This window comes from Mesorhizobium sp. P2_A8 (assembly GCF_056404935.1).
Genome location: NZ_JBFUDB010000001.1, coordinates 1,143,476 through 1,167,467 on the forward strand (window position 1 = coordinate 1,143,476; position 23,992 = coordinate 1,167,467).

At 63.4% G+C, this 23,992-nt stretch carries 22 protein-coding genes; 12 read left to right on the plus strand and 10 right to left on the minus strand.

What is annotated here, in order from left to right:
* Positions 1–72: 72 nt before the first annotated feature.
* The 4 genes from AC1D10_RS05630 to AC1D10_RS05645 all read left to right on the plus strand — a co-directional run bounded on the left by AC1D10_RS05630 (position 73) and on the right by AC1D10_RS05645 (position 3,155).
* Positions 73–1,005, plus strand: a complete 933-nt coding sequence (locus AC1D10_RS05630; protein ID WP_477269437.1) for a VOC family protein — start codon at positions 73–75, stop codon at positions 1,003–1,005.
* A 4-nt stretch (positions 1,006–1,009) separates the two neighbouring features.
* Positions 1,010–1,630, plus strand: coding sequence for an alpha/beta hydrolase (locus tag AC1D10_RS05635; RefSeq protein WP_477269439.1), 621 nt, complete (start codon positions 1,010–1,012; stop codon positions 1,628–1,630).
* Positions 1,631–1,632: 2 nt separating this feature from the next.
* A complete protein-coding gene (locus AC1D10_RS05640; RefSeq protein WP_095089283.1) occupies positions 1,633–1,932 on the plus strand; it encodes a GNAT family N-acetyltransferase in 300 nt (99 codons plus the stop codon).
* Positions 1,933–2,096: 164 nt separating this feature from the next.
* On the plus strand, positions 2,097–3,155 hold the full coding sequence (locus AC1D10_RS05645) for a dipeptidase (RefSeq protein WP_477269441.1): 1,059 nt from the start codon (positions 2,097–2,099) through the stop codon (positions 3,153–3,155).
* Positions 3,156–3,161: 6 nt separating this feature from the next.
* Here the strand turns inward: AC1D10_RS05645 and AC1D10_RS05650 are convergent, their stop codons facing one another.
* Genes AC1D10_RS05650 through AC1D10_RS05665 form a run of 4 tightly spaced genes read right to left on the minus strand, consistent with a single transcriptional unit; the run spans position 3,162 to position 7,820 of the window.
* On the minus strand, positions 3,162–3,407 hold the full coding sequence (locus AC1D10_RS05650) for a hypothetical protein (RefSeq protein WP_477269444.1): 246 nt from the start codon (positions 3,405–3,407) through the stop codon (positions 3,162–3,164).
* Positions 3,408–3,409: 2 nt separating this feature from the next.
* Entirely contained in the window at positions 3,410–4,645 is a 1,236-nt protein-coding gene (locus AC1D10_RS05655; protein WP_477269446.1) for an aminomethyl transferase family protein, read from the minus strand.
* Between the two features lie 3 nt (positions 4,646–4,648).
* Positions 4,649–6,214, minus strand: coding sequence for a phytoene desaturase family protein (locus tag AC1D10_RS05660; RefSeq protein ID WP_477269448.1), 1,566 nt, complete (start codon positions 6,212–6,214; stop codon positions 4,649–4,651).
* A complete protein-coding gene (locus AC1D10_RS05665; RefSeq protein WP_477269450.1) occupies positions 6,201–7,820 on the minus strand; it encodes a phytoene desaturase family protein in 1,620 nt (539 codons plus the stop codon). The genes AC1D10_RS05660 and AC1D10_RS05665 overlap by 14 nt, the downstream gene beginning before the upstream one ends.
* 200 nt (positions 7,821–8,020) lie before the next feature.
* Here AC1D10_RS05665 and AC1D10_RS05670 point away from each other — a divergent pair, with 200 nt between their 5' ends.
* The 5 genes from AC1D10_RS05670 (at position 8,021) to AC1D10_RS05690 (ending at position 13,130) form a co-directional block, all read left to right on the plus strand.
* Complete coding sequence (locus tag AC1D10_RS05670) at positions 8,021–8,818, plus strand: class I SAM-dependent methyltransferase (protein WP_477269452.1); 798 nt, start codon at positions 8,021–8,023, stop codon at positions 8,816–8,818.
* 6 nt (positions 8,819–8,824) lie between these two features.
* Positions 8,825–9,538: a transcriptional regulator BetI gene (gene betI, locus AC1D10_RS05675; protein ID WP_477269454.1), complete on the plus strand. Its 714-nt coding sequence runs from the start codon at positions 8,825–8,827 to the stop codon at positions 9,536–9,538.
* Positions 9,539–9,571: 33 nt separating this feature from the next.
* Positions 9,572–10,654: an ABC transporter substrate-binding protein gene (locus AC1D10_RS05680; protein WP_477269456.1), complete on the plus strand. Its 1,083-nt coding sequence runs from the start codon at positions 9,572–9,574 to the stop codon at positions 10,652–10,654.
* A 113-nt stretch (positions 10,655–10,767) separates the two neighbouring features.
* Complete coding sequence (locus AC1D10_RS05685) at positions 10,768–11,844, plus strand: extracellular solute-binding protein (RefSeq protein WP_477269458.1); 1,077 nt, start codon at positions 10,768–10,770, stop codon at positions 11,842–11,844.
* The gene (locus tag AC1D10_RS05690; RefSeq protein ID WP_477269460.1) at positions 11,841–13,130 is read left to right on the plus strand and encodes a flavin monoamine oxidase family protein; all 1,290 of its coding nucleotides are present in this window, start codon (positions 11,841–11,843) and stop codon (positions 13,128–13,130) included. Before AC1D10_RS05685 ends, AC1D10_RS05690 begins: the two co-directional genes overlap by 4 nt.
* Before the next feature lie 150 nt (positions 13,131–13,280).
* On the opposite strand, the gene AC1D10_RS05695 is transcribed toward AC1D10_RS05690, so the two are convergent.
* From AC1D10_RS05695 to AC1D10_RS05705, 3 genes are all read right to left on the minus strand, one after another.
* A complete protein-coding gene (locus tag AC1D10_RS05695) occupies positions 13,281–14,354 on the minus strand; it encodes an ABC transporter ATP-binding protein (protein WP_477269860.1) in 1,074 nt (357 codons plus the stop codon).
* Positions 14,355–14,421: 67 nt separating this feature from the next.
* The gene (locus AC1D10_RS05700) at positions 14,422–15,246 is read right to left on the minus strand and encodes an ABC transporter permease (RefSeq protein WP_477269462.1); all 825 of its coding nucleotides are present in this window, start codon (positions 15,244–15,246) and stop codon (positions 14,422–14,424) included.
* The gene (locus tag AC1D10_RS05705; RefSeq protein ID WP_477269464.1) at positions 15,243–16,160 is read right to left on the minus strand and encodes an ABC transporter permease; all 918 of its coding nucleotides are present in this window, start codon (positions 16,158–16,160) and stop codon (positions 15,243–15,245) included. Before AC1D10_RS05705 ends, AC1D10_RS05700 begins: the two co-directional genes overlap by 4 nt.
* A 256-nt stretch (positions 16,161–16,416) precedes the next feature.
* On the opposite strand from AC1D10_RS05705, the gene AC1D10_RS05710 reads away from it, so the two are divergent.
* Positions 16,417–17,835, plus strand: a complete 1,419-nt coding sequence (locus AC1D10_RS05710; RefSeq protein WP_477269466.1) for an aminotransferase — start codon at positions 16,417–16,419, stop codon at positions 17,833–17,835.
* Between the two features lie 219 nt (positions 17,836–18,054).
* Here the strand turns inward: AC1D10_RS05710 and AC1D10_RS05715 are convergent, their stop codons facing one another.
* A complete protein-coding gene (locus AC1D10_RS05715; RefSeq protein ID WP_477269468.1) occupies positions 18,055–19,257 on the minus strand; it encodes an aromatic ring-hydroxylating oxygenase subunit alpha in 1,203 nt (400 codons plus the stop codon).
* A 497-nt stretch (positions 19,258–19,754) separates the two neighbouring features.
* On the opposite strand from AC1D10_RS05715, the gene AC1D10_RS05720 reads away from it, so the two are divergent.
* Positions 19,755–20,165, plus strand: a complete 411-nt coding sequence (locus AC1D10_RS05720; RefSeq protein ID WP_477269470.1) for a hypothetical protein — start codon at positions 19,755–19,757, stop codon at positions 20,163–20,165.
* Positions 20,166–20,291: 126 nt separating this feature from the next.
* Here AC1D10_RS05720 and AC1D10_RS05725 read toward each other — a convergent pair whose 3' ends face one another.
* Both AC1D10_RS05725 and AC1D10_RS05730 read right to left on the minus strand, forming a co-directional pair.
* The gene (locus AC1D10_RS05725) at positions 20,292–22,379 is read right to left on the minus strand and encodes a GAF domain-containing sensor histidine kinase (protein WP_477269472.1); all 2,088 of its coding nucleotides are present in this window, start codon (positions 22,377–22,379) and stop codon (positions 20,292–20,294) included.
* Between the two features lie 78 nt (positions 22,380–22,457).
* A complete protein-coding gene (locus tag AC1D10_RS05730; protein WP_379105299.1) occupies positions 22,458–23,231 on the minus strand; it encodes a response regulator in 774 nt (257 codons plus the stop codon).
* 45 nt (positions 23,232–23,276) lie between these two features.
* On the opposite strand from AC1D10_RS05730, the gene AC1D10_RS05735 reads away from it, so the two are divergent.
* Positions 23,277–23,963: a winged helix-turn-helix domain-containing protein gene (locus tag AC1D10_RS05735; protein ID WP_477269475.1), complete on the plus strand. Its 687-nt coding sequence runs from the start codon at positions 23,277–23,279 to the stop codon at positions 23,961–23,963.
* The last annotated feature ends 29 nt before the right edge of the window (positions 23,964–23,992 follow it).

Sequence of the window (23,992 nt, forward strand, 5' to 3'; positions counted from 1 at the left end):
ATGCGGTCGCGTCCTCATATTGGCGTGGACAGCGGCAAGGGCCGCACCAGCACCAAGGGAAGGAGCAAGACAATGCTCGACCAGATCAAGGGCCTGCATCACGTCACCTCGATGGCCAGGGATGCCCGGCAGAACAATGATTTCTTCACCAGGAAACTCGGTCAGCGCCGGGTCAAAAAGACAGTCAATTTCGACGCGCCTGACGTCTATCATCTCTACTATGGCGATGAGGCCGGCACCCCCGGTTCGGTGATGACCTATTTCCCGTTTCCCGACATCGGCAAGGGCCGTCATGGCGTCGGCGAAGTCGGCACCACGGTCTATTCGGTGCCGGAAGGCACGCTCTCCTATTGGGAAAAGCGCTTCGCCGATGAGGGCGTCACCGGCTTGTCGCGCGAAGAGACCTTCGGCGAGAAGCGTCTGGCCTTTGCCGGTCCCGATGGCGACGGTTTCGCGCTGGTCGAGGACAAGGCCGACAGCAGAGCGCCGTGGGCAAAGGGCGGTGTTCCCACTGATGAGGCGATCCGCGGCTTTCATTCCGTGTCGCTGCGCCTGAAGGATGGCGGCGCCACCGCGGAGCTGCTGAAGTTCATGGGTTACGAGGAAATCGAAAAGTCCGGCAACGTCAGGCGATTGGCGGTGAAGAACGGCAATGGCGCAGATGTCGTCGACATCGAATCGCTGCCGGCTGCCGCCTTCGCCGATCTCGGCGCCGGCTCCGTCCACCATGTCGCCTTCGCCGTCGAGAACCGCGCCAAGCAGCTCGAAGTGCGCAAGGCGTTGATGGACACCGGCTATGGCGTGACGCCGGTGATCGATCGCGATTATTTCTGGGCGATCTATTTCCGCACACCGGGTGGCGTGCTGTTCGAAGTCGCCACCAACGAACCGGGTTTTGACAGGGATGAGGATACCGCTCATCTCGGTGAGGCGCTGAAGCTGCCGACGCAGCACCAGCACCTGCGGCCCTACCTCGAACAGCATCTGCAGAAGCTGGAAGGCTGAGATCATGAGCAAGGACGCTTACATTCACAAGCTGCTGCCCGGTTCACCGGGCGGTCCGCTGCTCTTCGTCTTCCATGGCACGGGAGCCGATGAGAACCAGCTGCTGTCGCTGGGGCGCGATCTCGCGCCTGAGGCGACCATCATCTCGCCGCGCGGTGATGTGTCGGAACAAGGTGCTGCGCGCTTCTTCCGCCGCACCGGCGAGGGCGTCTACGACATGGACGATCTGGCGCGGGCGACAGACAAGATGGCCGGCTTCGTCAAGGCCCATGTCGAAGCGGCAAAGCCTTCGGCCGTGTTTGGTCTTGGCTATTCCAACGGCGCCAACATCCTGGCCTCGGTGGTGTTCGCCGCGCCGGCAGTGTTCGATGCCACGGTGCTGATGCACCCGCTGATCCCGTTCGAACCGGAGGTGAAAGGCAGCCTTGCCGGTCGCCACATTCTCGTGACCGCCGGCAGGCGCGATCCGATCTGCCCACCGAACCTGACCACGCGGCTCGAAGCCCATTTGCGCGCCGACGGCGCCGATGTCACAGTGGAGTGGCATGAAGGCGGGCACGAGGTGCGGCCAAACGAAATCGAGGCGGCACGGCGTCTCTTTGCCGGTGCCATCCAGGGAGTATAGCGATGCCGGACCAACTGCCTGAAATCGAACTGGAGGATCGCGGTTCCAAGGGTCGCTATGTCCTGCGCGGGCCTGATGGCGCCGAGGCCGAGATGACCTTCACCAAGATCGGCGAGCACCAGATCATCATCGACCATACAGAAGTGCCGGACGTCTTTCGCGGCCAGGGTGCCGGGCTTCGGCTCGTCACTCGCGCCGTCGAGGATGCGCGTGCGGCGGGCAAGAAGATCATCCCGCTTTGCCCCTTCGCCAATGCCCAGTTCCGCCGCCATCACGAATGGGCCGACGTGCTGAAGCAGTAGGATCGGCCGGCATTTTTCGATCGGAACGGCGCGACATCAGGCTGTCATCCCGCTGGCTTTGGCCGCCGGGATGGCTTTGGCATTTGCACGGGTAGCGCATCTTGCCCAAGTGGATATGATATATCGCAGCCACCGCGCCGACAAACGAACCGAATGATCCCCCAATGACCGAAACCGACCTCGTTCCCGTCTTCGACGGCCACAACGATACGTTGCTCAGACTCTACCAGTCCAAAGACACAGACGTCGAAAAGCTGTTCCTCGAGGGGAAATCGGGCGGCCACATCGATCTGCCGCGCGCGAAGGCCGGCGGATTTGCCGGCGGCATGTTCGCCATCTTTCCGCCGCCCGTCGAGAAATCCAGGCGCAGCGCCGTGCCGCTGGCGCCGAGCGATGCAGAGCCGCTGCCGCCGGAGGTTCCGCGCGCCGATGCTTTGACCTCGACGATCGCTATGGCCTCGATCCTGTTCAGGCTGGAACGAGCCGGAGCGCTCACCGTCTGCCGCAGTGCCGGCGATGTGCGCAACGCCATGGCGCAAGGCTCGATCGCGGCGGTGTTCCACATCGAAGGCGTCGAGGCCATCGATCCCGAACTCACCATGCTCGACGTGCTGCATGCCGCCGGCCTGCGCTCGCTCGGCATCGTCTGGAGCCGGCCGAACGCCTTCGGTCATGGCGTGCCGTTCCGCTTTCCGTCTTCGCCGGACACCGGCCCCGGGCTGACCGATGCCGGCAAGGCGCTGGTCAAGGGCTGCAACCAGCTGAAGATCATGATCGACCTGTCGCATCTCAACGAGAAGGGCTTTCGCGATGTCGCTGCGCTCAGCGATGCGCCGCTGGTCGCCACCCATTCCAACGTGCATGCGATCTGCGGCCATTCGCGCAATCTCACCGACTGGCAGCTCGGCGCGATCCGCGAGTCGGGCGGCATGGTCGGGTTGAACTTCGCCACCGGTTTTCTGCGCGAGGACGGCCGCATGAATGCCGACACCAGCCTCGACATCATGGTGCGCCATGTCGATTCGCTGCTGCAGGCGCTGGGGGAAGACGGTGTCGGCCTCGGCTCGGATTTCGACGGCGCCATGATCCCGGCCGTCATCGGCGACGTCGCCGGCCTGCCCAAGCTGATCGATGCGCTGGCGGCGCGCGGTTTCGGCCGCGCGCTGATCGAGAAGATCGCCTATCGCAACTGGCTCAGCATGCTCGAGAAAACCATAGGTTAGAAAGATCTATTCGAAACCTATGCGCTTCAGCCAGTCCTTGCCAACGCCACGATCCCGGATGATTGGCAGCGGATTTTCCGAATCGAGCCGCGCGCAGATGCGGTAGACCTCAAGCGTCTCGGCGGTCATCTCGCCACGCTTGTAGAAGAACATCGCGGCGGCATAGCGTGTGCGCCCGGACCATTTCTCGCCGAACGGCGTGTTGACCAGCTCCCACTGTTCAGCTGCTTCCAGTTCGGCTTCGTCGGTCATGGTCAGAAATCCGCCGGCGGATTGGCGGTGCGGCGGTCGAGCTTGATGAAGGGCCGCGCCACCACCTTGGCCCGCTTCATCAGCTTCTGGTACTGCAGCTCGCGCATGGCGTAGATCTCGACCCAGAGGTCCTCGACCATGCTATCACCGTACGGCCGCGCCAGCGAGGCGATGGCGATGTTGCGCTTGGCCATCGGTGACCACATGGCGGCGCTGACCAGGCCGACCTCCTCGCTTTTCTTGTAGTAGACGATGGCGTGTTCGGCGGGGATGTTGCCTTCGATCTCCAGCCCGACCAGCACATGACGCAGCTTGCGTTTCGCCCTGGCTTCGAGGATGGCGCGGCGGCCGTTGAAATGACCTTTCTCGAGATCGATCATGAAGCCGAGGCCGATCTCGTCTGGCATGCGCAGGCGATCGGCGCGGATGGCGTGCTCGGCGGTGGTAAAGTCGGCATTGGCGACGATCAGCCCGGCCTCGAGCCTCGCGCGGTTGAGCGCGGTGTAGCCGATGGCGCTGATGCCGCGCAGTTCGCCCGCCGTCATCAGCCGGTCCCACAGGCTCAGCGCCTTGTCGACCGGCACGAACAGTTCGTAGCCGAGATCACCGGTGAAGCCGGTGCGCGAAATACTGACGACGCCGCCGTCATGCGGGAAGTCGGCTAGGTCGAATATCTTCAGCTTATCGACGCCGGCGAAGCCGGCATCGCGCAGCACCGCGAAGGAGGTCGGTCCCTGCAAAGCGAGGCCCGCGACGGCCTCGGTCTCCTCCTCGACTGTTGCGTCGAAGCCGATGGCACTGTCGAGCAGCCAGGGGAGATGCCGCTCTTGCGAACACAGCCGGAAGCGCGTCGACGACAGCCGGAATAGCGTGCCATCGTCGAGGACAAAGCCCTCGTCGTCGCACCACGCCGTGTAATGGACGCGGCCGGGGTTTAGCTTGGTGACATCGCGCAAGGTAACGCGGTTGAGGAAGGCTTCGGCGTCCGGCCCTTCGATCCGGTATTTGATCATCGGCGAAATGTCGAACAGCGCCGCCTGACTGCGGATGACGAAATATTCGAGTTCCTCGTCCCACAGTGAATGCGGCGCGCGGTAGCCGGCCCAATTGTACCAGTCCTGAGTTTTGGCCAGTGCGTCGATGCGCGGCTGGAACGGCGTGCCGAGCCGAAGCGTGCGGAAATGGCCTTGCGCGGCGATGTGGGCGGAGATGGGCTTGTTCTTGGTCGCCTGGGCCATGGCTTACCCCTTCATCGCGATGATGCGCCGCGCGGCGTTGAGGCCGGGAGCGCCGGAGACACCGCCGCCGGGATGCGAACCCGCGCCGGCCAGGAAAAGCCCATCGACGGTTGTATCGTAGCCTGACCAACCCGAGACGGGCCGCGCGATGAGCATCTGGTCGGCCTGCAATTCACCGTGGTGCCAATGGCCGCCCGGCATGCGATAGCGCGTCTCGATGTCGGCTGGCGTGAGCAACTCGGTGTGGACAATGCTCTTGCCGATGCCAGGCGCATAGGCCTCGAGCTGCGCCATGATCGCCTTGAGGAATTTCGGCCTGCCGGCAGCCCAGCCCTCTTTCAGCGCGTAGGGCGCGTATTGCACGACCGCCGACAGCACGCAGGCGCCGCCGGGTGCGAGCGACGGGTCGGCAAGGCTGGGCAGCGTGATCTCCATTACCGGCTCGGCCGAGAACTCGCCATATTTGGAGGGGTTGAAGGCGCGTTCGACGTAATCGGGCGAGGGGGCGATGACCAGCCGTCCCTTGTGGCTGGCGGTATCGACACCAGTGAATTGCGGTGGCCGGTCGAGCGCCAGATTGAGCTTGGCGGTATCGCCCTTCATGCGGATATTCTTCACCTTGCGAACGAAGCCGGTGTCGATCTCGCGCGGCCCGACGAGGTCGAGGAAGGTGGTCGCCGGATTGATGGCGGAGACGATCGTCCTCGCGCGCAGCACCTCGCCATTGTCGAGCGCGACGCCGACGGCACGGCCGTTCTCGACGATGATCTTCGCCACCGGCGCCGATGTGCGGATAACGACGCCGGCCTTTTCCGCCGAGGAACGGATGGCGGCGACAACCGCGCCCATGCCGCCTTGCGGCAGTATCTGCGCGCCGGTAGCCCCGCCGGTCGCGCCTGCCAGCCGGTAGTAGAGGCCGAGCAATGAGGTCGGCGAGCGCGGGCCGAGATGACTGCCAAGCGTCGCATCGAAGGCAAGCAGCCCCTTCAGCCGGTCGTCATCCAACTGCTCGTCGAGCAGATCGGCAACGTTCATAAGCAGCACGCGCAGGAAGTCGCGCATATCTTCCTTGCCGAGTTTTTTCAGCGCCAGCGCGGTCTGGCCGAGTGAAGCGGTCTCGAGCAACGACATGCCGGCGAGATCGGGCGGCCGACGGGAGAGGAACGGTTTCAGGATGCCGGCATAGCGCAGCAACTGCGCGCGCAATTCCTTCCAGGCGGACTGCTCGGACGAATTGGAGCCGGTCAGCACCTCGCCATAGGCGCCATGCAGGATCAGCGGCGGGCCATCCTTCGACAGCGCAACCGATGGCATGAAGTCGGCGCGGGCGATTCTTAGCCCGTGCTTCTCAAGATCCAGCGTCTTCACCACGTCGGGATGCAGCCGGTTCAGCAGATGGGCGACGGAGGAGACGCGAAAGCCTGGCGCGAATTCCTCGGTGCGCGCGGCGCCGCCGACTTCGCTTCCGGCTTCTAACACCAGCAGCTTGCGGCCGGCTCTCGCCAGCGTGGCTGCGGCGACGAGGCCATTATGGCCGCCGCCAACGATGATCGCATCAAATGACGTCATGGGCCGGGCTCATATGCGAGGTCGATTTGGCGAGGTCGCGCAGGATTTCGGCCGCGGCATTGCGGCCGGGCGCGCCCATGACACCGCCGCCGGGATGGGTCGAGGAGCCGCACATATAGAGGCCACCAACCGGCGACCGGTACTGCGCGTAACCCGGCACGGGACGGTTGAACAAAAGCTGGTCGAAGGTCAGTTCGCCCTGGAAGATGTTGCCCTCGGTGAGGCCGACCTCGGCCTCGATCTCGCGTGGCGTGCGAACCTCCATGTGAACGATGCGGTCGCGGAAACCCGGCGAGTACTCGGCGATCTGCGAAATCACGCTTTCGGCGAAGCCGTCGCGGTCGGCATCGGTCCATTCTCGACCGCCAATCTTCGGTGGTGCGTATTGCACGAAGCAGCTCATGAAGTGCTTGCCGGGTGGCGCCATGGTCGGGTCGAGCGTCGTCGGGATGACCATGTCGAGGAAGGGATCCGCCGACCAGCGGCCAGCCTTCCAGTCGTCATAGGCGCGCTCCATGCGCTCCATCGAATCGGTGAAATGCATGTCGCCGCGATACACCGGCGAATCCTTCGGCAGGGCCGGGAATTCCGGCAGCGAATCGAGCGCGATGTTGACCTTGCCGGACGAGCCGCGGATCTTGAAGTTCCTGACCCGGCGCAGGAAAATGTCGGGCAGTTCCTTCTCCTCGACCAGCTTCAGGAAGGTGCGCTTCACATCGGCATTGGAGACGACGAGCTTGCCGGGGATCTCCTCGCCGCCGGCCAGCACCACGCCCTTGGCCTTGCCGCGCTGGACGAGCACATGATCGACCTCGGCGCCGGTGCGGATGGTTCCGCCCGACGCCTTGAACGACGCGGCCAGCGCCTTGGTGACGGCGCCCATGCCGCCGCGCGCATAGCCCCAGGCGCCGACCGAGCCGTCGACCTCGCCCATATAGTGGTGCAGCAGCACGTAAGCCGTGCCGGGCGACATCGGGCCGAGCGCTGTGCCGATGATGCCGGACAAAGCGAAGTTTGCCTTGATGACATCGGTCTCGAAATATTCGTCTAGGAACTCCGAGATCGACATCGTCCAGAAGCGCAGCGTCAGCGCCATCTCCTCGGCCGACAGCCCGGCGAATTTCTTGCCGAGATAGAGCAGTTCACCGAGATCACGCGGCCGCAAACTGGTCGGGTCGGGCGCGGTGCGCATCAGAAGCGGCTGGATAAAGCGGCACTGCCGCGTCACGTCGCGTGCATAGCGGTCATAGGCTTCGGCATCGCGTTTCGAGAAGCGGGCGAATTCGCGCCGGTGGGCATCGTGGTCGCGGTAGTTGGCGAGGTAGTCGCCGTCGCGGGTGAACACCGCACCGCCCTCGTAAGAGATGACCTGCAGGCCGAAGCGCGGCAGTTCCAGGTCGCGCATGATCTCGGGGCGAAACAGCGAACAGACATAGGAGCAGTTGGAATAGAGGAAGCCCGGCGTCAATTCCCGGCTGGTGGCGGCACCGCCGACCCAGTCGTTCTTCTCGACCACCAGTACGTCGAGGCCGGCGCGCTGCAGGTAGCAGGCGTTGACCAATCCGTTGTGTCCGCCGCCGATGATGATCGCATCCCAAGCTTTCATTTTGGCCCAGTCTTCATTCTGACCCGCTCTTCATTTTTGCGTGATCTGTTCCCGAATGCGCGGAATTTGGCATGGCAGCCGCTATTTTGTCCAGCCATATTGAATGAATGTTCAACAAATGGTGTTGCGTTTTGCCCTGTATGCGCTACGCTTTGCCGGCAATCGAAAGTGCTCAAATCGGCTAATGGGGCCGAGGTGCGATGATCGAAACGGCAGCAGCCGAGCCTGAGTATGACGACACCGCCATCCGCTTCCTCGAGGCGCTGTGGGGCGATGGCTACCTGTCGCCGGGCGGGCCGGACGAGGTCGACCGGGTGGTCGAAGGGCTCTCGCTTAAGGGCAAGACAATTCTCGACATCGGCTGCGGCTCGGGCGGCATCACGCTGCATCTGGTCGAACGCCATGGCGTCGCCCACGCCACCGGTTTCGATGTCGAACAGCCGGTGATCGAAACGGCGAGGAAGCGCGCCGCTCGCGGGTTCACGGATCGCGCCAGCTTCGTTCAGGCCCCGCCGGGACCGCTGCCGTTCGCCGATAGCTCCTTCGATGTCGTCTTCTCCAAGGATGCGCTGCTGCATGTGCCGGACAAGGAGGGCCTGTTCGCGGAGATTTTCCGGGTGCTGAAGCCGGGCGGCGTCTTCGCCGCCTCCAACTGGATGATCTCGCATGACGGCGAACCGTCGTCCGAGATGAAGGCCTACGTCGCCGCCGAAGGCTTGTCGTTCGCCATGGCGTCGCCGGCGCGTTACGCGCAGGCGATGCGCCGGGCCGGCTTTGCAGATGTCACCGTCAGGGACCGCAATCCCTGGTACCGCGACGTCGCGCGCGGCGAGCTGGAAAGACTGAAAGGGCCGCTCTATCCGACGGTCGCGGCCGTGGTCGGCGCCGCCTATGTCGACAAGAACATCCGAACCTGGGAAGCCATGCAGAAGGTGCTTGACAGTGGCGAACACCGTCCCACTCATCTTCGCGGGTGGAAGCCGGATGCAAAGGGATAGCCGGCGATGCTGGAGACCATCACACCCATGAAGACGGCAGAGGCCAGGGACCCCGTTCTTGAACCGGCGCGGAAAACCGAATCCGAGAAGCGCGGCCGCAAGGCCTCGAAGGAGGTCAGGCAGCTTCAGCTCATCGAAGCGACGATCGATTCACTCGCCAAGCGCGGCTATTCGGAGACGACGATGGCCGATGTCGCCGACGGTGCGGGGCTGTCGCGCGGCATCGTCAATTTCCATTTCGAGAGCAAGGAAAAGCTGCTCATTGCGACCTTGCAGTACATGTATGACGAGTACTCCGCGCATTGGCGCAATGCCCTGCAGAAGGCAGGGGATGATCCCGCCCGCCAGCTCCAGGCCCTAGTCGCGGCCGATTTCGACCGCTCGATCTGCAACAAGCGCAAGCTCGCCGCCTGGTGCGCCTTCTGGGGCGAGGCCAAGTCACGGCCGACCTATCAGGCGCTGAGCAGCGCCCGCGACGCCCTCTATCAGACCATCTTCATCGACCTGTGCGCGACGCTCAAGCAGAGCGGCGACTACGCCTATGAGCCGCAGGTCATGGCGCTGGCGCTCAGTGCCATGCTGGAGGGGTTGTGGCTGCGGTTGATGATGGGGACCGAGGACACCACCCGCGAGACTGCCTTGCAAGCGGCCAATGAATTCCTGTCGGCGGCATTCCCCAAACACTATCCGGGGAAGGCCAGCGGTGCGACGAAACCATAAGAAAATCAGAACAAGACAGAGGATGGAACAGCAATGAAGACATTCACTCGACGCTTGACATTGACCCTGGCACTGGCTGGAACGCTGGCGGCGTCCGCCGCCGCATTGGCGATCGCGGCCGACAAGGACCTGATCGTGTTCGACTGGTCCGGCTACGAAGACCCGAGCTTCCATCCGAAATATGTCGAGAAGAACGGCGACTCGCCGACCTTCGCCTTCTTCGGCGACGAGGACGAGGCGTTCGAGAAGGTCCGCTCGGGCTTCAAGGCCGATCTCGGTCATCCCTGCTCGCAAAGCGTGATCAAATGGCGCGAAGCCGGCCTGCTGCAGCCGCTCGACACGTCCAAGATCACAGGCTGGAAAGACCTCAATCCCGGGATCATGGCGATGAAGGATCTTGCCACGACATCGGACGGCAAGGCCTGGTTCATGCCCTGGGACTGGGGCAACACGCAGGTGACCTACAATTCCTCCAAGATCGACGCCAAGGACGTGCAGTCGCTGAAGGCCTTTGCCGATCCCAAGTTCAAGGGCCGGGTGTCGATCGGCGACAATGTCGACGACGCCTACGCGCTTGCCAGTCTGGCCATCGGGCTGAGGGACTGGACCAAGATGACCGACGACCAGTTCAAGCAGGCATCGGATTTCCTGCGCCAGGTGCACAAGAACGTGCGCTCCTACTGGACCGACACCACCGACGTCGTGCAGTTGCTGAGCGGCGGCGAGGTCGATCTCGCCTGGGCGTGGAACGATGCAACCGTGCAGTCGGTGGCGGCCGGCGTGCCGATCAGGGCCAAGAAAGACACCGACGAAGGCATCTCGACCTGGGTCTGCGGCTACGTGCTGTTCAAGGACGCGCCCGGCAATATCGACAAGGCCTATGACTATCTGAACGCGGTCAACGATCCGGAGACCGCCAAGGTGCTGGTCAAGGACTGGGGATACGGCCAGGCCAACGCCAAGGGCATGGCCGGCGTCGACCAGGCGATCCTGAAGGACAAGGGCTATGACGACGTGCAGAAATTCGTCGACAAGACGCTGTTCCAGTCGCCGGTGCCGTCGGACCTCAAGCTCAAGATGATTGCCGAATTCGAGAAGATCAAAGCCGGTTATTGAACCCGTTTGGAGTGTCGTCCGCCCGCCGACATGGCGAGCGGACGGGCTCGCCAAGGCCGCCGAATTCTCCTAACCTCGCAGCGATCTTTTTCGCGATGGGGGAGTTTCGCGCCATGAAGTCAGTGCTACGCAGCCTTGCCCTCGCCGCCGCGTGTTTGATCGGCGCCGGCGCGGTCTATGCGTGGGCGGAAGGCGGTGGCGACCTCGTGGTGTTCGACTGGTCGGGTTATGAGGATCCTCTGCTGCACCCCGCCTACGCCGCCAAATACGGCGCCGAGCCGACCTTCGCTTTCTTTGGCGACGAGGACGAAGCCTTCGAGAAGATGCGCGCGGGCTTCAAGGCCGATATCGCCCACCCCTGCTCGCAAAGCGTGGTCAAGTGGCGCGAGGCCGGCATGCTGCAGCCGCTCGACACCTCCAGGATCGCCGGCTGGAAAGACCTCAATCCCGGCATCATGGCGATGAGGGATCTCGCCACCACCGCCGACGGCAAGGCCTGGTTCATGCCGTTCGACTGGGGCAACACCTCGCTGCTCTACCGCTCCGACAAGGTGACGGCTGATCAGGCACAGTCGCTCAGGATCTTCGCCGATCCGAAGTTCAAGGGCCGCGTCACCATCGGCGACAATGTCGACGACGCCTATGCGCTGGCAAGTCTGGTCATAGGCCTCAAGGACTGGACCAAGATGACCGACGCACAGTTCCAGGAGGCGTCCGCGTTCCTGCGCGACGTGCACAAGAACATCCGCTTCTACTGGACCGACGACACCGACCTCAACCAGGCCTTTGTCGGCAATGAGGTCGACCTCGTCTGGGGTTGGAACGAGACCTTCGTGACGCTCAAGGGTCAAGGCATGCCGATCGCCATGAACCGCGACACCAAGGAAGGCATTTCGACCTGGGTGTGCGGCTATGTGCTGATGAAGGATGCGCCGGGCAAGCTCGATGAAGCCTATAATTTCCTCAATGCCGTCAACGCACCCGCGGTGTCGGACTACATAGTCAAGACCTTCGGCTATGGCCATGGCAATGGCGCCGGCATGGCGGCTATCGACCACAAGGTGCTGGCCGACCGCGGCTTCGACGATCTCGACGCGTTCCTCGACAAGACGCTGTTCCAGCAGCCGGTGGCGCCGGCGCTCAAGCAGCGCATGGTGGCCGAGTTCGAGAAGATCAAGGCCGGCTATTGACGAGCGAACCGGAAAGGACCCACGTCGTCATCGTCGGCGCCGGCTTCACTGGCCTGTCGGCAGCGCTTGAGCTGAAGGCCGCCGGCATCGACTTTCTGCTGCTCGAGGCGCGCGACCGAGTCGGCGGGCGCGTCGAGTCCAGACAGAACGGGCTTGGCGAGCGCATCGACAGCGGCGGCCAGTTCCTGTGCGAGGACATGCCGGAACTGATGGCCATGGTTGAGGCGCGCGGCAAGACGCTGGTTGAGACCTATCTCGATGGCGACTTCGTCGCCCAACCGGCGATGTCCGCCCGGGAGGGGGAACGCGCCTATGCCGGCTCGATGGTGATCCGCGACCGCATGAATGCGATCGCGCCTGACGATCCGGCGATTGCCGGCCTGACCGTCGCCACATGGCTCGATGGCCAGAATGATCCTGCTGACGCCAAGGCGGTGTTCCGTTCGATGATCCAGGGCCTGTGGTGTCAGGCCCTGGAAAAGCTGCCGTTGTGGCACCTGATCGACAATGACCGGCGCATCACCAATGAGGTGACGGAGCTGCAGTATTTCGTGCGCGAAACCATGCATTCGCTGGCCGACGAACTAGCCCGCGATCTCGGCGACCGGCTGCGGTTGAGTGCAGCGGTCATGGCGATCGACCATGGGCCGGGAAGGGTTCGTCTCGCATCGGCGGCGGGCACCGTCGAGGCACGGACGGTGTTGATCGCCGTGCCGCCGACGCTGGCCGCGAAACTGGATTTTACGCCGCCGTTGCAGGCTGGCCTGCAAAGATCCCTGGCGGTCTGGCAAAGCGGCGCGGTGATCAAGGTGCTGGTGCGCTATCCCACCGCCTTCTGGCGCGACCGCGGCCTGAGCGGCATGGTGATGTGGCGCGACCTGCCGGGGCTCTTTGCCTGTGATGTCGGCAAGGACGACGATCACGCGGCGCTGGTCGTCTTCGTCGGCGGGCCGCTCGCCTTGCGCTGGCGCGGACTCGGCGATGCTGGATTGCGCGCCGAGGTGACGGCGAGGCTGACGGAAGCGCTTGGTCCGGAATCGGCAGACATGGCCGATTTCAGCTTTCGCGACTGGACGGATGATCGCTGGAGCGGCGGCGCCTACGGCGATCTCATCATCGATGCGACGGCGACCGACGCCGAGCATACGCTTCTCACCGGCGCGCCACCGGTGCATTTCGCCAGTTCAGAACTGTCGCCGTCATTTCCAGGCTATGTCGAAGGCGCCATCGTCGCCGGACGCATCGCAGCGCGCAAGATCATGGCCGAGCTTCAAATTCTTGGCTGAGCCTGATCTCTGGACAAACGGTTTCCGCTGGTCCGAGAAAACCGGTTCCCACTTTCGGGATCATGCTCCCCTTGTTTTGACGCAATTCCCTAGGAAAAGCGCTACGCGCTTTTCCCGGGAAAACCGTTTCACACTTTTCCTGGAATTGCTCTAGTCGGCCATAGCCACCAGCGCCTCGGGATCGTAGGCAAGGCGGATCGAGGTGCCGACCGGGATGTCATCGGCGCCGAAATCGTTGGTCTCGGTCACCGACAGCGGCTTTTCCAGTCCCGGTATCTCAACGATCAGATGGGTGATCTCGCCGAAATAGTGGCGTTCGACCACCTTGCCGGCGACCTCAAACTTCGCCGTCGCATTGTCCCACAGCACGCGCAGGCGCTCCGGCCGGATGCCGAGCGTGGCTGTGCCACCATTGCGGACGAAGGCCTTGGGCTTGTCGGTCTTGACGCGGCCAAAGCCCAGCGTGTCGACAACCAGCGAGGCGCCATTCTCCTCGACAATTTGCGCCTTGACGAAATTCATGCCGCCGAGGAAGTCGGCAACCTGCCTGTTGACTGGCCGTTGGTAGATTTCCTTCGGTGAGGCGACCTGCGCTATTTTTCCACCAAACATCACCGCGATGCGGTCGGACATGGCGAGCGCTTCATACTGGTCGTGGGTGACCAGCACGAAGGTGATGCCGACCGCCTGTTGCAGGCGGCGCAGTTCGACCTGCATCTGCTCGCGTAGTTTCTTGTCGAGCGCCGACAGCGGTTCGTCGAGCAGCAGCACCTTGGGGCGCATCACCAGAGCACGGGCGAGCGCGACGCGCTGCCGCTGACCACCGGAAAGTTCTGTCGCCAGGCGCTTGCCGAGGCCGGTCAGCGACACCTGCGCCAGCGCTTCCTCGACCCGACGCTTTTCTTCGACGCCCTGCAGCTTCAGCCGCTTCAGCCCATAGGCGACATTCTGCTCGACATTGAGATGCGGGAAGATCGCATAGCTCTGGAAGACCATGTTGGTCGGCCGGCGGTTGGCCGGGATGCCTTCCATCGGCTGGCCGCCGACCGAGATCGAGCCGCTGGTCGGATTGTCGAAGCCGGCGATCATGCGCAACAGCGTGGTCTTGCCGCACCCGGACGGACCGAGCAGCGAGAAGAATTCGCCCTCCATGATGGTCAAGGAGGCGTCGTCGAGCGCCTTGAACGCGCCATAGCTGCGAGTGACGCTGCGGATTTCGATCATCGCTCGTTCCGGCCTGGACCGGTCTTCCTGGGGAGGCTCGACTTTGGGCAGGTCGATTTGCGGCTGCTCAGGCATAGAGGCCTCCCTCGTTCTGGGTGCGTCTGGCCGCGCGGCGACGCAGGATTTCGGCGACGGTCATCAGCACGAAGGAGGCAACCAGCAGCAGCGTGCCCAGCGCCAGCACGCCGGGCAGCTTCGCAGCGAAGCGCAGCTGGCCCCAGATGTAGATCGGCAGCGTCGCATCGGTGCCGGTGAGGAAGAAGGCGATGATGAACTCGTCCAGCGAGATGGTGAAGCAGACCAGCAGGCTGGAGATGATCGCTGGCGCCACCATCGGCAGCGTCACCCGGCGGAACGTGCCGAAGGCACTCTCGCCGAGATCGGCGGAAGCCTCTTCCAGACTGCGGTCGAAGCCTTCGAAGCCGGAGGTCAGCACCGTCATCGAATAGGGGATGCAGACCAGGACATGGCCGAGCACGACGGTGAACAGCGACAGGCTCAAGCCAAGCTGCAGCATCACCAGCAGCATCGAGATGGCGACGATCACTTCGGGCAGCACCAGTGGTGCCATGATCAGGCCGTTGATGGTGCGGCGGCCGGGATAGCGGTAGCGGGTGATCGAACGGGCGGCGAGGATGCCGAGCACGGTGGAGAGGATCGCGGCCGACACCCCAACGATCAGACTGTTCCAGGCGGCGTCGAGCAAAGCCGGGGTGCGGGGCAGATCCTCGTACCAGTGCAAGGTGAAGCCGGAGAGCGGAAATTTCGGCGTCGCCGCCGTGTTGATCGAGAAGATCGGCAGGAAGATGACCGGTAGGTAGAGAAACACGACGTAGAGGAACGCGTAGGCCGGCAGCCAACCGCCTGACAGGAAGCGCCGCACCGCCGTCATCGCGCCAGCCTCTGCAGGGCGCGGATGATGAGCACCGTGGCGCCCGCCATCAGCGTCACGATCAGCATGGTGGTGACGGACAGGGCAGCACCGAGTGGCCAGTTGGAAGCCTTGCCGAACTGCGCCTGGATGGCGTTGGCGATCATGACGCCGTCCTTGCCGCCGACGAGTTTCGGTGTGACATAGTCGCCGACGGTCGGGATCATGACGATCAGCGCCGCAGAAATCACGCCCGGCGCCGACAGCGGCAAGGTCACGCGCAGGAACGAGCGCAGCGGGCCGTCGCCGAGATCGGTGGCGGCTTCGACCAGCGTGCGGTCGACCTTTTCCAGCGAGACAAAGATCGGCAGGATGGCGAAGGCCGCCCAGGCATGGGTGAGCGTGATGATGACGGCGGTCGAATTGTAGAGCAGCGCAGTCGATGGCTCGTCGATGATGCCAAGGCCCATCAGGCCGGAATTCAAGACGCCGTTGTAGCCGAGGATGACCTTCCACGACATGACGCGCAACAGATAGCTGGTCCAGAACGGGATGGTGATGAGGAACAGCCACAGGCTCTTGTGGCGGCCGCCATGGAAGGAAATGAAGTAGGCGATCGGATAGGCCAGGATGACCGTGAACAGACTGACCGTCAGCGAGATGTAGAGCGAGCGCCACAACAGGTCGCGGTAGATCGGCTCGGTCAGCGCGACGCGGTAGTTCTCCAGCGTGAAGGTGCGGTCGATGGTGAGGTAGTTCTGCGTCCAGAAGGAGTGGGCAATGACAACCAGGATCGGCAGGACGAGTAGGACAAGCGCGTAGATGAAGGTCGGGCTGATCAGGGCAAGGCCCTGGACGGGTTCGGATTGCAGAAGGGCATTTCGTCTGGCCCGCGTCATCCGCAACGGGGGCGACCCTTCCGCCGCCGCCGTCATTGCAGGACTCCGGGTGTGATGTCGGTTGCTGGCCTGGACTGTCCCGCCATGCGGCTCCCATTGTGCTGGCGCCGGTTCCTTGTTCTCCTTGCCGGCTTTCTTTCATCATGCGCGCATCCGCGGATTGAAATCAAGCGCTATTTCTGCGATATTGATTGAACGGACATTCAAAATTGAGTGAAGAAAGCTGGCATTTCCGGCATTTGACGCTGAGTTTCATGCCTGAGAAATTCGATTGGATGATGTGGAGGCGATTGTGGCTGCTGCGAGAGATCTGAGAACGACGGAACCGGCTGATATCGGTGTTGACGATGCCGTCGAGCTGGCCAAGCGCCATCTCATCCAGCCATGGCCGTTCGCCGGCTCTGTCGGTGCCGAAGCGCGCGCGTTGATCGGCGAAGGCGACGGCATCTACATCACCGACAGCGCCGGCAAGCGGCTGATCGACGGGCCTGCCGGCATGTGGTGCGTCAATGTCGGCCACCGTCGCGAGGAACTCGCCAAGGTGATGTACGACCAGGCGATGGCGCTGTCCTACAACACGCCGTGGTACACGATGAACGCGCCGTCGGCGGAACTCGCCCTGCGCATCGCCGGCCATGCGCCAGGCGATCTCAGCCACGTCTTCTACACCACAGGCGGCTCTTCGGCCGTCGAGACGGCGCTGCGCTTCATGCAATTCTACAACAATGTGCGCGGCCGGCCGGAAAAGAAGCTGATCCTGAGCCGGGGCGGCGCCTATCACGGCTCGACCTATCTGTCGGCCTCGCTCAACGGCCGTCCGCGCGACCGCGACTGGATGGACGGCGCCGACGAACTGGTGATCAAGCTGTCTTCGCCCGATCCGTTCCGCCGCCCGCACGGTATGAGCCTTGCCGCCTTCACCGATTTCCTGGTCGATCAGTTTCGTGACACGGTCGCCCGCGTCGGCGCCGACAGGATCGGCGCTTTCGTCGGCGAGCCGGTGCAGGCATCCGGCGGCGTCGTCGTGCCGCCCGACGGCTACTTAAAGCGTATCCGCGAGATCTGCCGCGACAACGACATCCTCTATGTCTCTGACGAGGTGGTGACGGCCTTCGGCCGGCTTGGCCATGTCTTTGCCTCCGGCGACGTGTTCGGCATCGATCCCGACATGATCACCTTCGCCAAGGGCGTCACCTCGGGCTATTTCCCGCTTGGCGGCGTCATCATCTCGGAGCGGTTGCTGGAAGAGTTGCGGCGCTCGAATCACCCCGACGCGATGTTCGGCCACGGCCTGACCTACACCAGTCACCCCGTCGGCTGCGCCGTGGCGCTGAAGAACCTCGACCTGCTGGAAGAGGGTGTGCTTGCCCATGCACAGGACGTCGCGCCCTATTTCCAGGCGCAGCTGAAGACGCTGGAAGAGCTGCCGCTGGTCGGCGAGGTGCGTGGCCTGGGGCTGATGGGCTGCGTCGAATGCGTCGCGGACCGCGAGAGCAAGGATCCGCTGCAGCTCGACAAGGATGTCGGCAAGCGCATCGACGCACATTGCCACGAGCTTGGCCTGCTGGTCCGGCCGCTGATCAACATGTGCGTGATGTCGCCGCCGCTGGTTATCACGCGCGAGCAGATCGACGACATGGTCGGCATCTTGCGCGAGGGCATTTCGCGCACGATGGATGATTTGAGGAAGGAAGGGGTGTGGCGGGGATAGTCCCTTCTCCCCGTTCCACGGGGAGAAGGTGCCGGCAGGATTAGGGGCGGCGCTCGCATTGGCGACTGGCTGCACCCGATGCCCTGCCTGTGTAGTTACCTCACAAGCCTGGTGCTGCCCCTCACCTGCCTGCCGGCATCCTCTCCCCGTATAGTGACGGGGGAGAGGGGCACTCTCATCGATGGTTTCGCCAATTGCTGGGCGTTGCAAAACAGAAGGCTACGATCGCGACCTGAGCGCGTCGTTCAGATTCCACATATCCTTCTCGTCGGGTGCGGTCTCCAGGCCAAGCACCGGCAGCATCTTGCGCAGATGGTCGTGATGCGTACGCACGCCATATTCGAGGTCCGAGAGATAAAAACCCTCGAAGGCTTCGGACAGCATGGATTCGTTTGACCACACCGAAAGCTGGACGTCCTCCGACATCGTATCGCGATCGATGCGGAAGGAGAGATAGCGGGCGGCGGCCTGCTCGCGGCTCTCGTCGCGGTAGCGATAGATGGCGCCGCGCAGCAGGGTCTGCCCGGTCGACAGGGGGAACTCCTGGTAGAACTGCACCGATTCCGGCATCACCGAAATGACCGCATTGGGGAAGATGCCGTAATAGACCCAGGCCTTCTTCAGATAGTCGGGCAGATGCGCCGGCTCGGGCGCGATCTTGACGTAGTTCCTGACGCTCCAGCGGCGGCCGGCATGCGGGTTGTAGGTGGCAAAGGAGCGCGACACGCCGTTGATGAAGGGCTCGTCGAAATAGGTGGCGCCGTAGAGATCCTGCAGGGCGGGATGCGCCATGGCAACGTGATAGCCCTCATTGTCGACATCGCGCACCGACTTCCAGTTGACCGGGGTCTTCTGGGTCCAGATGCCCCAGGAGGGCACCATGTCTGCGGCGTTGTAATGCGCGAACTCGGGCTCGATCGGCTTCATCAGCTCAGCCACTGAAGGCTGCGGCCCGCCATTGCGGAAGCGGATGAAGATAAAGCCCATCCAGACCTCCAGATCGAGCGGCATCAAGCCGAATTCGGTCTTGTCGAGATCGGGGAACGAGCGCGGGCGTGCAGCACCGCGCAGCGAGCCGTCCAGATTGTAGACCCAGCCATGGAACGGGCACACCAGCGCATTCTTGCAATTGCCCTGGCTGTCGGCGACGACGCGGCTGCCGCGGTGGCGGCACATGTTGTTGAAGCCGCGCACGGCGCCATCCTTGCCGCGCACGATCAAAGCGCGTTCGCCAACCACGTCCATGGTCAGGTAATCGCCGGCATTCGGTATGTCCGAGACATGTCCGACGATCTGCCAATGGTTGCGAAAGACGAGCTCCTTCTCGAGCTCGAGAAGGGCATCGGAATGGTAACTCCAGCCCGGTAGTCCCCGCCGGTCCCAATCGTTGGGGATCGCCACGTCACGGAGGTGCGGGTTCATAAACGTCTCTTCTTTTTGTTGAATACTCATTCAATAGAAACATATTTTTCATTGAAATGCAATGACTTGTGAAAATTCAACGACTTTCAGGATGGAATCTGCGTGTCGTCTGGAGCCAAAATCCGCGCGGCTGTCGGTCCGGAAAATCCCGAAGAATCCGGGTGTTAGTCATGGTTTCAAAGGCGCTGTCCCGACACGAACTCGCGAAGCAAACGGAGCGGAGGACAAAGCGCCTTGCAGGGGCAAAAAAGGCCTTGCCGCTCGCTGGCTTTGACTGCGTTCCGGCGGCGCGTTGACCACGGCAATCAACGTCGGATCCGGGCGAAGGATCATCCTTCGAGAAGATATGCGAACTGAGTGACCGCTTTTGCCCGATTCTGCCCGAAACACTGTTTCAGAACCCGTTACATTGCCAGTCTTGCGTCACCTTCGCGCTGTTACACAGCTCAGCTAAGTTCGTTTCATCGCCAAAAAGAAACTCAGCGAAGGGGAAGACGATGTTTGCGAAAATCCAGACCACCCGCGGTGAGTGCCGCTTCCAGGCTCCAGAGCGCAATGACCGCCGTCCGAAACTGGCGCTGCGCCAGCGCGCCAGCGACCACCCCATGGCGATGTTCATTATGCTGGCCGCCTGTGCGTTCATCGGCATGGCGTTCACGCCAACAATCGGGCCGGCCTTCGCCTCGTTGAATCCGCCAGCCAACGTCGTTGACGGCGCGCAGACGACGACCAAGACCGCGCGTCTGCCGGTGCCGGCGATCGACCTCGCCTGCAAGGGCCAGGCCTGGGGTGCCGAGAGCATCGATTGCCTGCGCGCCATCGCCATGCAGTCCGGAGCGCACAAGACCCGCGCGATCCGGATGATCGCCAATGCCGCACCGTTGACCGGCACGCCGAACGTTTTCTGATTTTTGTCGAAGCCTGATCCCGAAACCGGTTCCCATCTTGGGATCAAGCTCCGACCTCCCCGAGCGCTGCCTCCAGCGCGCTCTTCTTTGGCTCCCCGCCGCGACGTCGGCCGGGGGCCTCTTTTTTTATCCTTTCAATGCAGCCTGTTCGGCAATGGCGGACAGCACGCTGCGTACGTCCAGCGTGCTGAACGGCTTCTCCAGGATCTGCGGCCGCTGTTGCACGGGCAAGGCCTCGATTTCGGCTTTCGCGCCGATCAGGTCGCCGGTGACCAGCACGAAACGTCGTGCCAGATCAGGCTTTTCGGCAAGCAGCTCGCGATAGATCGATATGCCGCTGATGCCTGGCATGCGCAGGTCCGAAAAGACGATGTCGGGCGGCATGTGGCCGCTCAAGGTGGCGGTGCCCGATTCCCAGACAGGAACGATCCGCGACTTGATGCCCATCAATTCGAGAATGTCGGAGAGCGAGCCGGCGACATCCGGCTCGTCATCGATGATCAAGGCATGGCGCAAGCCGCTCGAGCGCGGCTGGTTCTCGCCGGCGCTGGCGACGCCGGCCGCGATGGGCGGCAGCTGGACGACGAAACGCGCGCCCCTCGGCACGACTTCCTCGAACCAGACATTGCCATTGTGCCGCTCGATGATCGATTTTGAGATCGACAGGCCGATGCCGGTGCCGACACCGACCGGCTTGGTGGTGAAATAGGATTCGAAGATGCGGCCGCGGATCGCTTCAGGCACGCCGGGGCCGTTGTCCTCGACCGAGAAGCAGGGGTTGGCACGGTCGCTGCGGAACGTCCGCACCTTGATCAGCCGGTCGCCGGCGACGCCGGCCAATGCATGCTGGCTGTTGATGAGGAAGTTGGCCGCCACTTGGGTCACATGGTCGGCATCGGCCATGACCAACAGCGGGCCGGCGGCGAAATCGGTGTCGATGATGATGCCGCTTGATCGCGCGCCGTAGGCGGTCACCTCGAGGGCTGCGCGGATCACCTGGTTGAGATCGGTCTCGGCCTGTGCCGCGGGATGAAGACGGACCATCGACAGGAAGCTCTTGACGATGCGGCCGCAGCGCTCGGCGGCGGCGCGCACTTTCTCGGCACGCACCTTGGTCTGCGGATCGGAGGCGAATTCGTGGAGCAGCGTCGATTGCGCCACCACCACGGCCAGCGGGTTGTTGAGTTCGTGCGAGACGCCGGCCAGCAACGAACCCATCGCCGCCATCTTCTCGTTCTGGTGCAGCTTCTCGCGCTGGCGACCGATCTCCTCCTCGGCGCGCAGTTTGTCGCGCAGGTCGCGGATCGAGCCGAAGATCAGGCGGCGGTCGGCGACCCGCATCTCGGTTGCCGTCAGCTCGATCGGGAACACCTCGCCGGCGGCGTTCTGGGTCACCGTCTCAAGCCGCTGGCCGACCATCGGAGCGCCGCGGCCGGACATGTATTCGGCCCCCGACGAATAGCCCTTGCGGTAGTATTCCGGCACGACGGTGTCGAGCAGGTCCTTGCCGAGGATGTCGCTACGCAGGAAGCCGAACATCTTCTCGGCGGCCGGGTTGAACTCGATGATCGAGCCGGTCTCGTCGATGACGATGATGGCATCGAGCGAGGCCTGCAACATGGTGCGGCGGATGACCTCGCTGGCATGGGCGTCGGAGGGCGATCGCTCGATAGCGTCGCCGATAGCGAGCGCGATGATGTGCAGCGTCGCTTCTTCCTCGTCGGTCCACTCGCGCTCGTCGACGCAGTCATTGACCGCCAGCGTGCCCCAAAGATGGCCGTGCGCGAAGACCGACACCGACAGGAACGACTTGATGTTCTGCTTTTCGAAATCGGTTCTCAGGAATCCTTCGAGGTTGCGCGTATGCCCGGCGAAGATCTTGCCTTGCCGTTCATCCTCGGCCACCCGCTCCAGCAATGGGTCCGAATTGACGACCGACTGCATGATGACGGTAGGGGATGCCAGTTCTCCACCGAAGTCGGGGTCGATCCAGTAGGCCGCGACAGACTGCGCGAAGCCCTGTCCGGGCAGTTCGCGCAAGCGGAACAGGATGCCGCGCTGGCATTCCATGGCACGGCACAGCGTCTCCAATATGCCTTCCATCTCGCGCTGCCAGTCGCCAGCCTCGCGCAGCCGGCGAACGACACGCACGGCCGCCATCGCCGCGCCCTGCCTGAGCCCCTGCATATCCGTGCTTGCTGCTTCAGCGGTCATCTTCTGCCGTCATTCCAGAGTCGTGCCAATTTCGATCGACGAGCAACGGCCGCAAACCGAACCCTCTGGCCTCGGTGCTCAGTTGCCGTCGCCGGTCGGCAGCGAGAAGATATAGCCTTCGCCGCGCACCGTGCGCAGGAATTTCGGATTGGCCGGGTCCGTCTCGATCTTCTTGCGCAGCCGCATGATGCGAATGTCGACCGCGCGCGACGATTCCGGGTCTTCGGTGAAGCCGATCGCCTCGGAGATCGCGGCGCGGGTCAGCAGCCGGTTGGCGCGGGTCAGGAAAACCTCCAGCACATCGAATTCGCTCTTGGCCATGTCGATCACCGCGCCATTGACGCCGGTGACCAGCCTGCCGTCGAGATCGGCCTGGAAAGGGCCGAAGGCAACGGAGCGGCGATCCGTCGAGGCCTTCTTGCCCTGCGGCTCCTGCGGCTGAGGGACCCGGCGCAACACGCTGCGGACCCTCGCCAGCACCTCGCGCAATTCGTAGGGCTTGACGATGTAGTCGTCGGCGCCGAGTTCCAGCCCGACGATGCGGTCGAGCGCGGTGCCCGCGGCGGTCGCATAGATGATGCCGATCGGCAGCCGCGACCGCAGCCAGCGGCCGAGCGAGAGGCCATCCTCGCCCGGCATGGCGATGTCGAGGATGGCGAGATGGAACGACTGCGTTTCAACGAGGCTGCGCGCGGCGGCGGCACTTTCGGCGGTGACCACGTCATAGCCGGCGGCACCCAGATACTCGGCGACCGCGTCCCTCAGGTCGGGCTCATCCTCGACGATGACAATTCTTGCCCGCACGATGCTTTCGCTCCCACTTTCAGTGGAAAGTAGATTGGGTATAAACATGATGTCCAGCACTCATATCCGGTTGTCAGGGAACGGTTGGAAAATATGGCCGCACGATCCGTCATTGCGCTCGTTTCCGTCGCCGAAGTGGTCGCGACCGAACTCGCCGACCATCTCGATCGGCGGGGCCACGATGTGCGCCAGGCGCGGCAGCCATGGGAGGCCGAATCGCTGCTGTCGGGAAAGGGCATCGACGTCGTCGTCGTCGGCGACAGCGTCAGCCAGGCGGACGGGCGGGACCTGCTCAGGCGCCATGGCGGCGAGGGCGGGCCGGATTTCATCCTGATCTGCCGGCCGGCCGATCTCGTTGACAAGGTGCTGGCGCTCGAGCTTGGCGCGGCCGACGTCGTCGAGAGCCCGCTCAATGTCAGAGAACTCGCCGCCCGTGTCGGCGGCCTGCTGTCGCGGCGCGGCAGGGGCACCCAGGAGCTGATCGTGCTGGAGAACGCGACCGTTGATCTGAGATCGGCCATGGTCATGCATCGCTCCGGGACGGAAGAACAGCTTTCGCCCGGTCAGGTGGCGCTGCTCAGGCTGTTCCTGGCCAGTCCGCGCAAAGTGCTGACACGTGACGACATCATAGCCGCGGCACCGGCCGAAAACGCCGACGCCTTCGATCGCTCGATCGATTCGCGCATCGTGCGGCTGCGCCGCAAGCTCGACACCGACACCATCACCACAATACGCGGCGCCGGCTATCGGTTCGATCCGCCGCAGCAATTCGCCGACTGACGAACGGGCGCTGAGGCCATCTCTTCGGT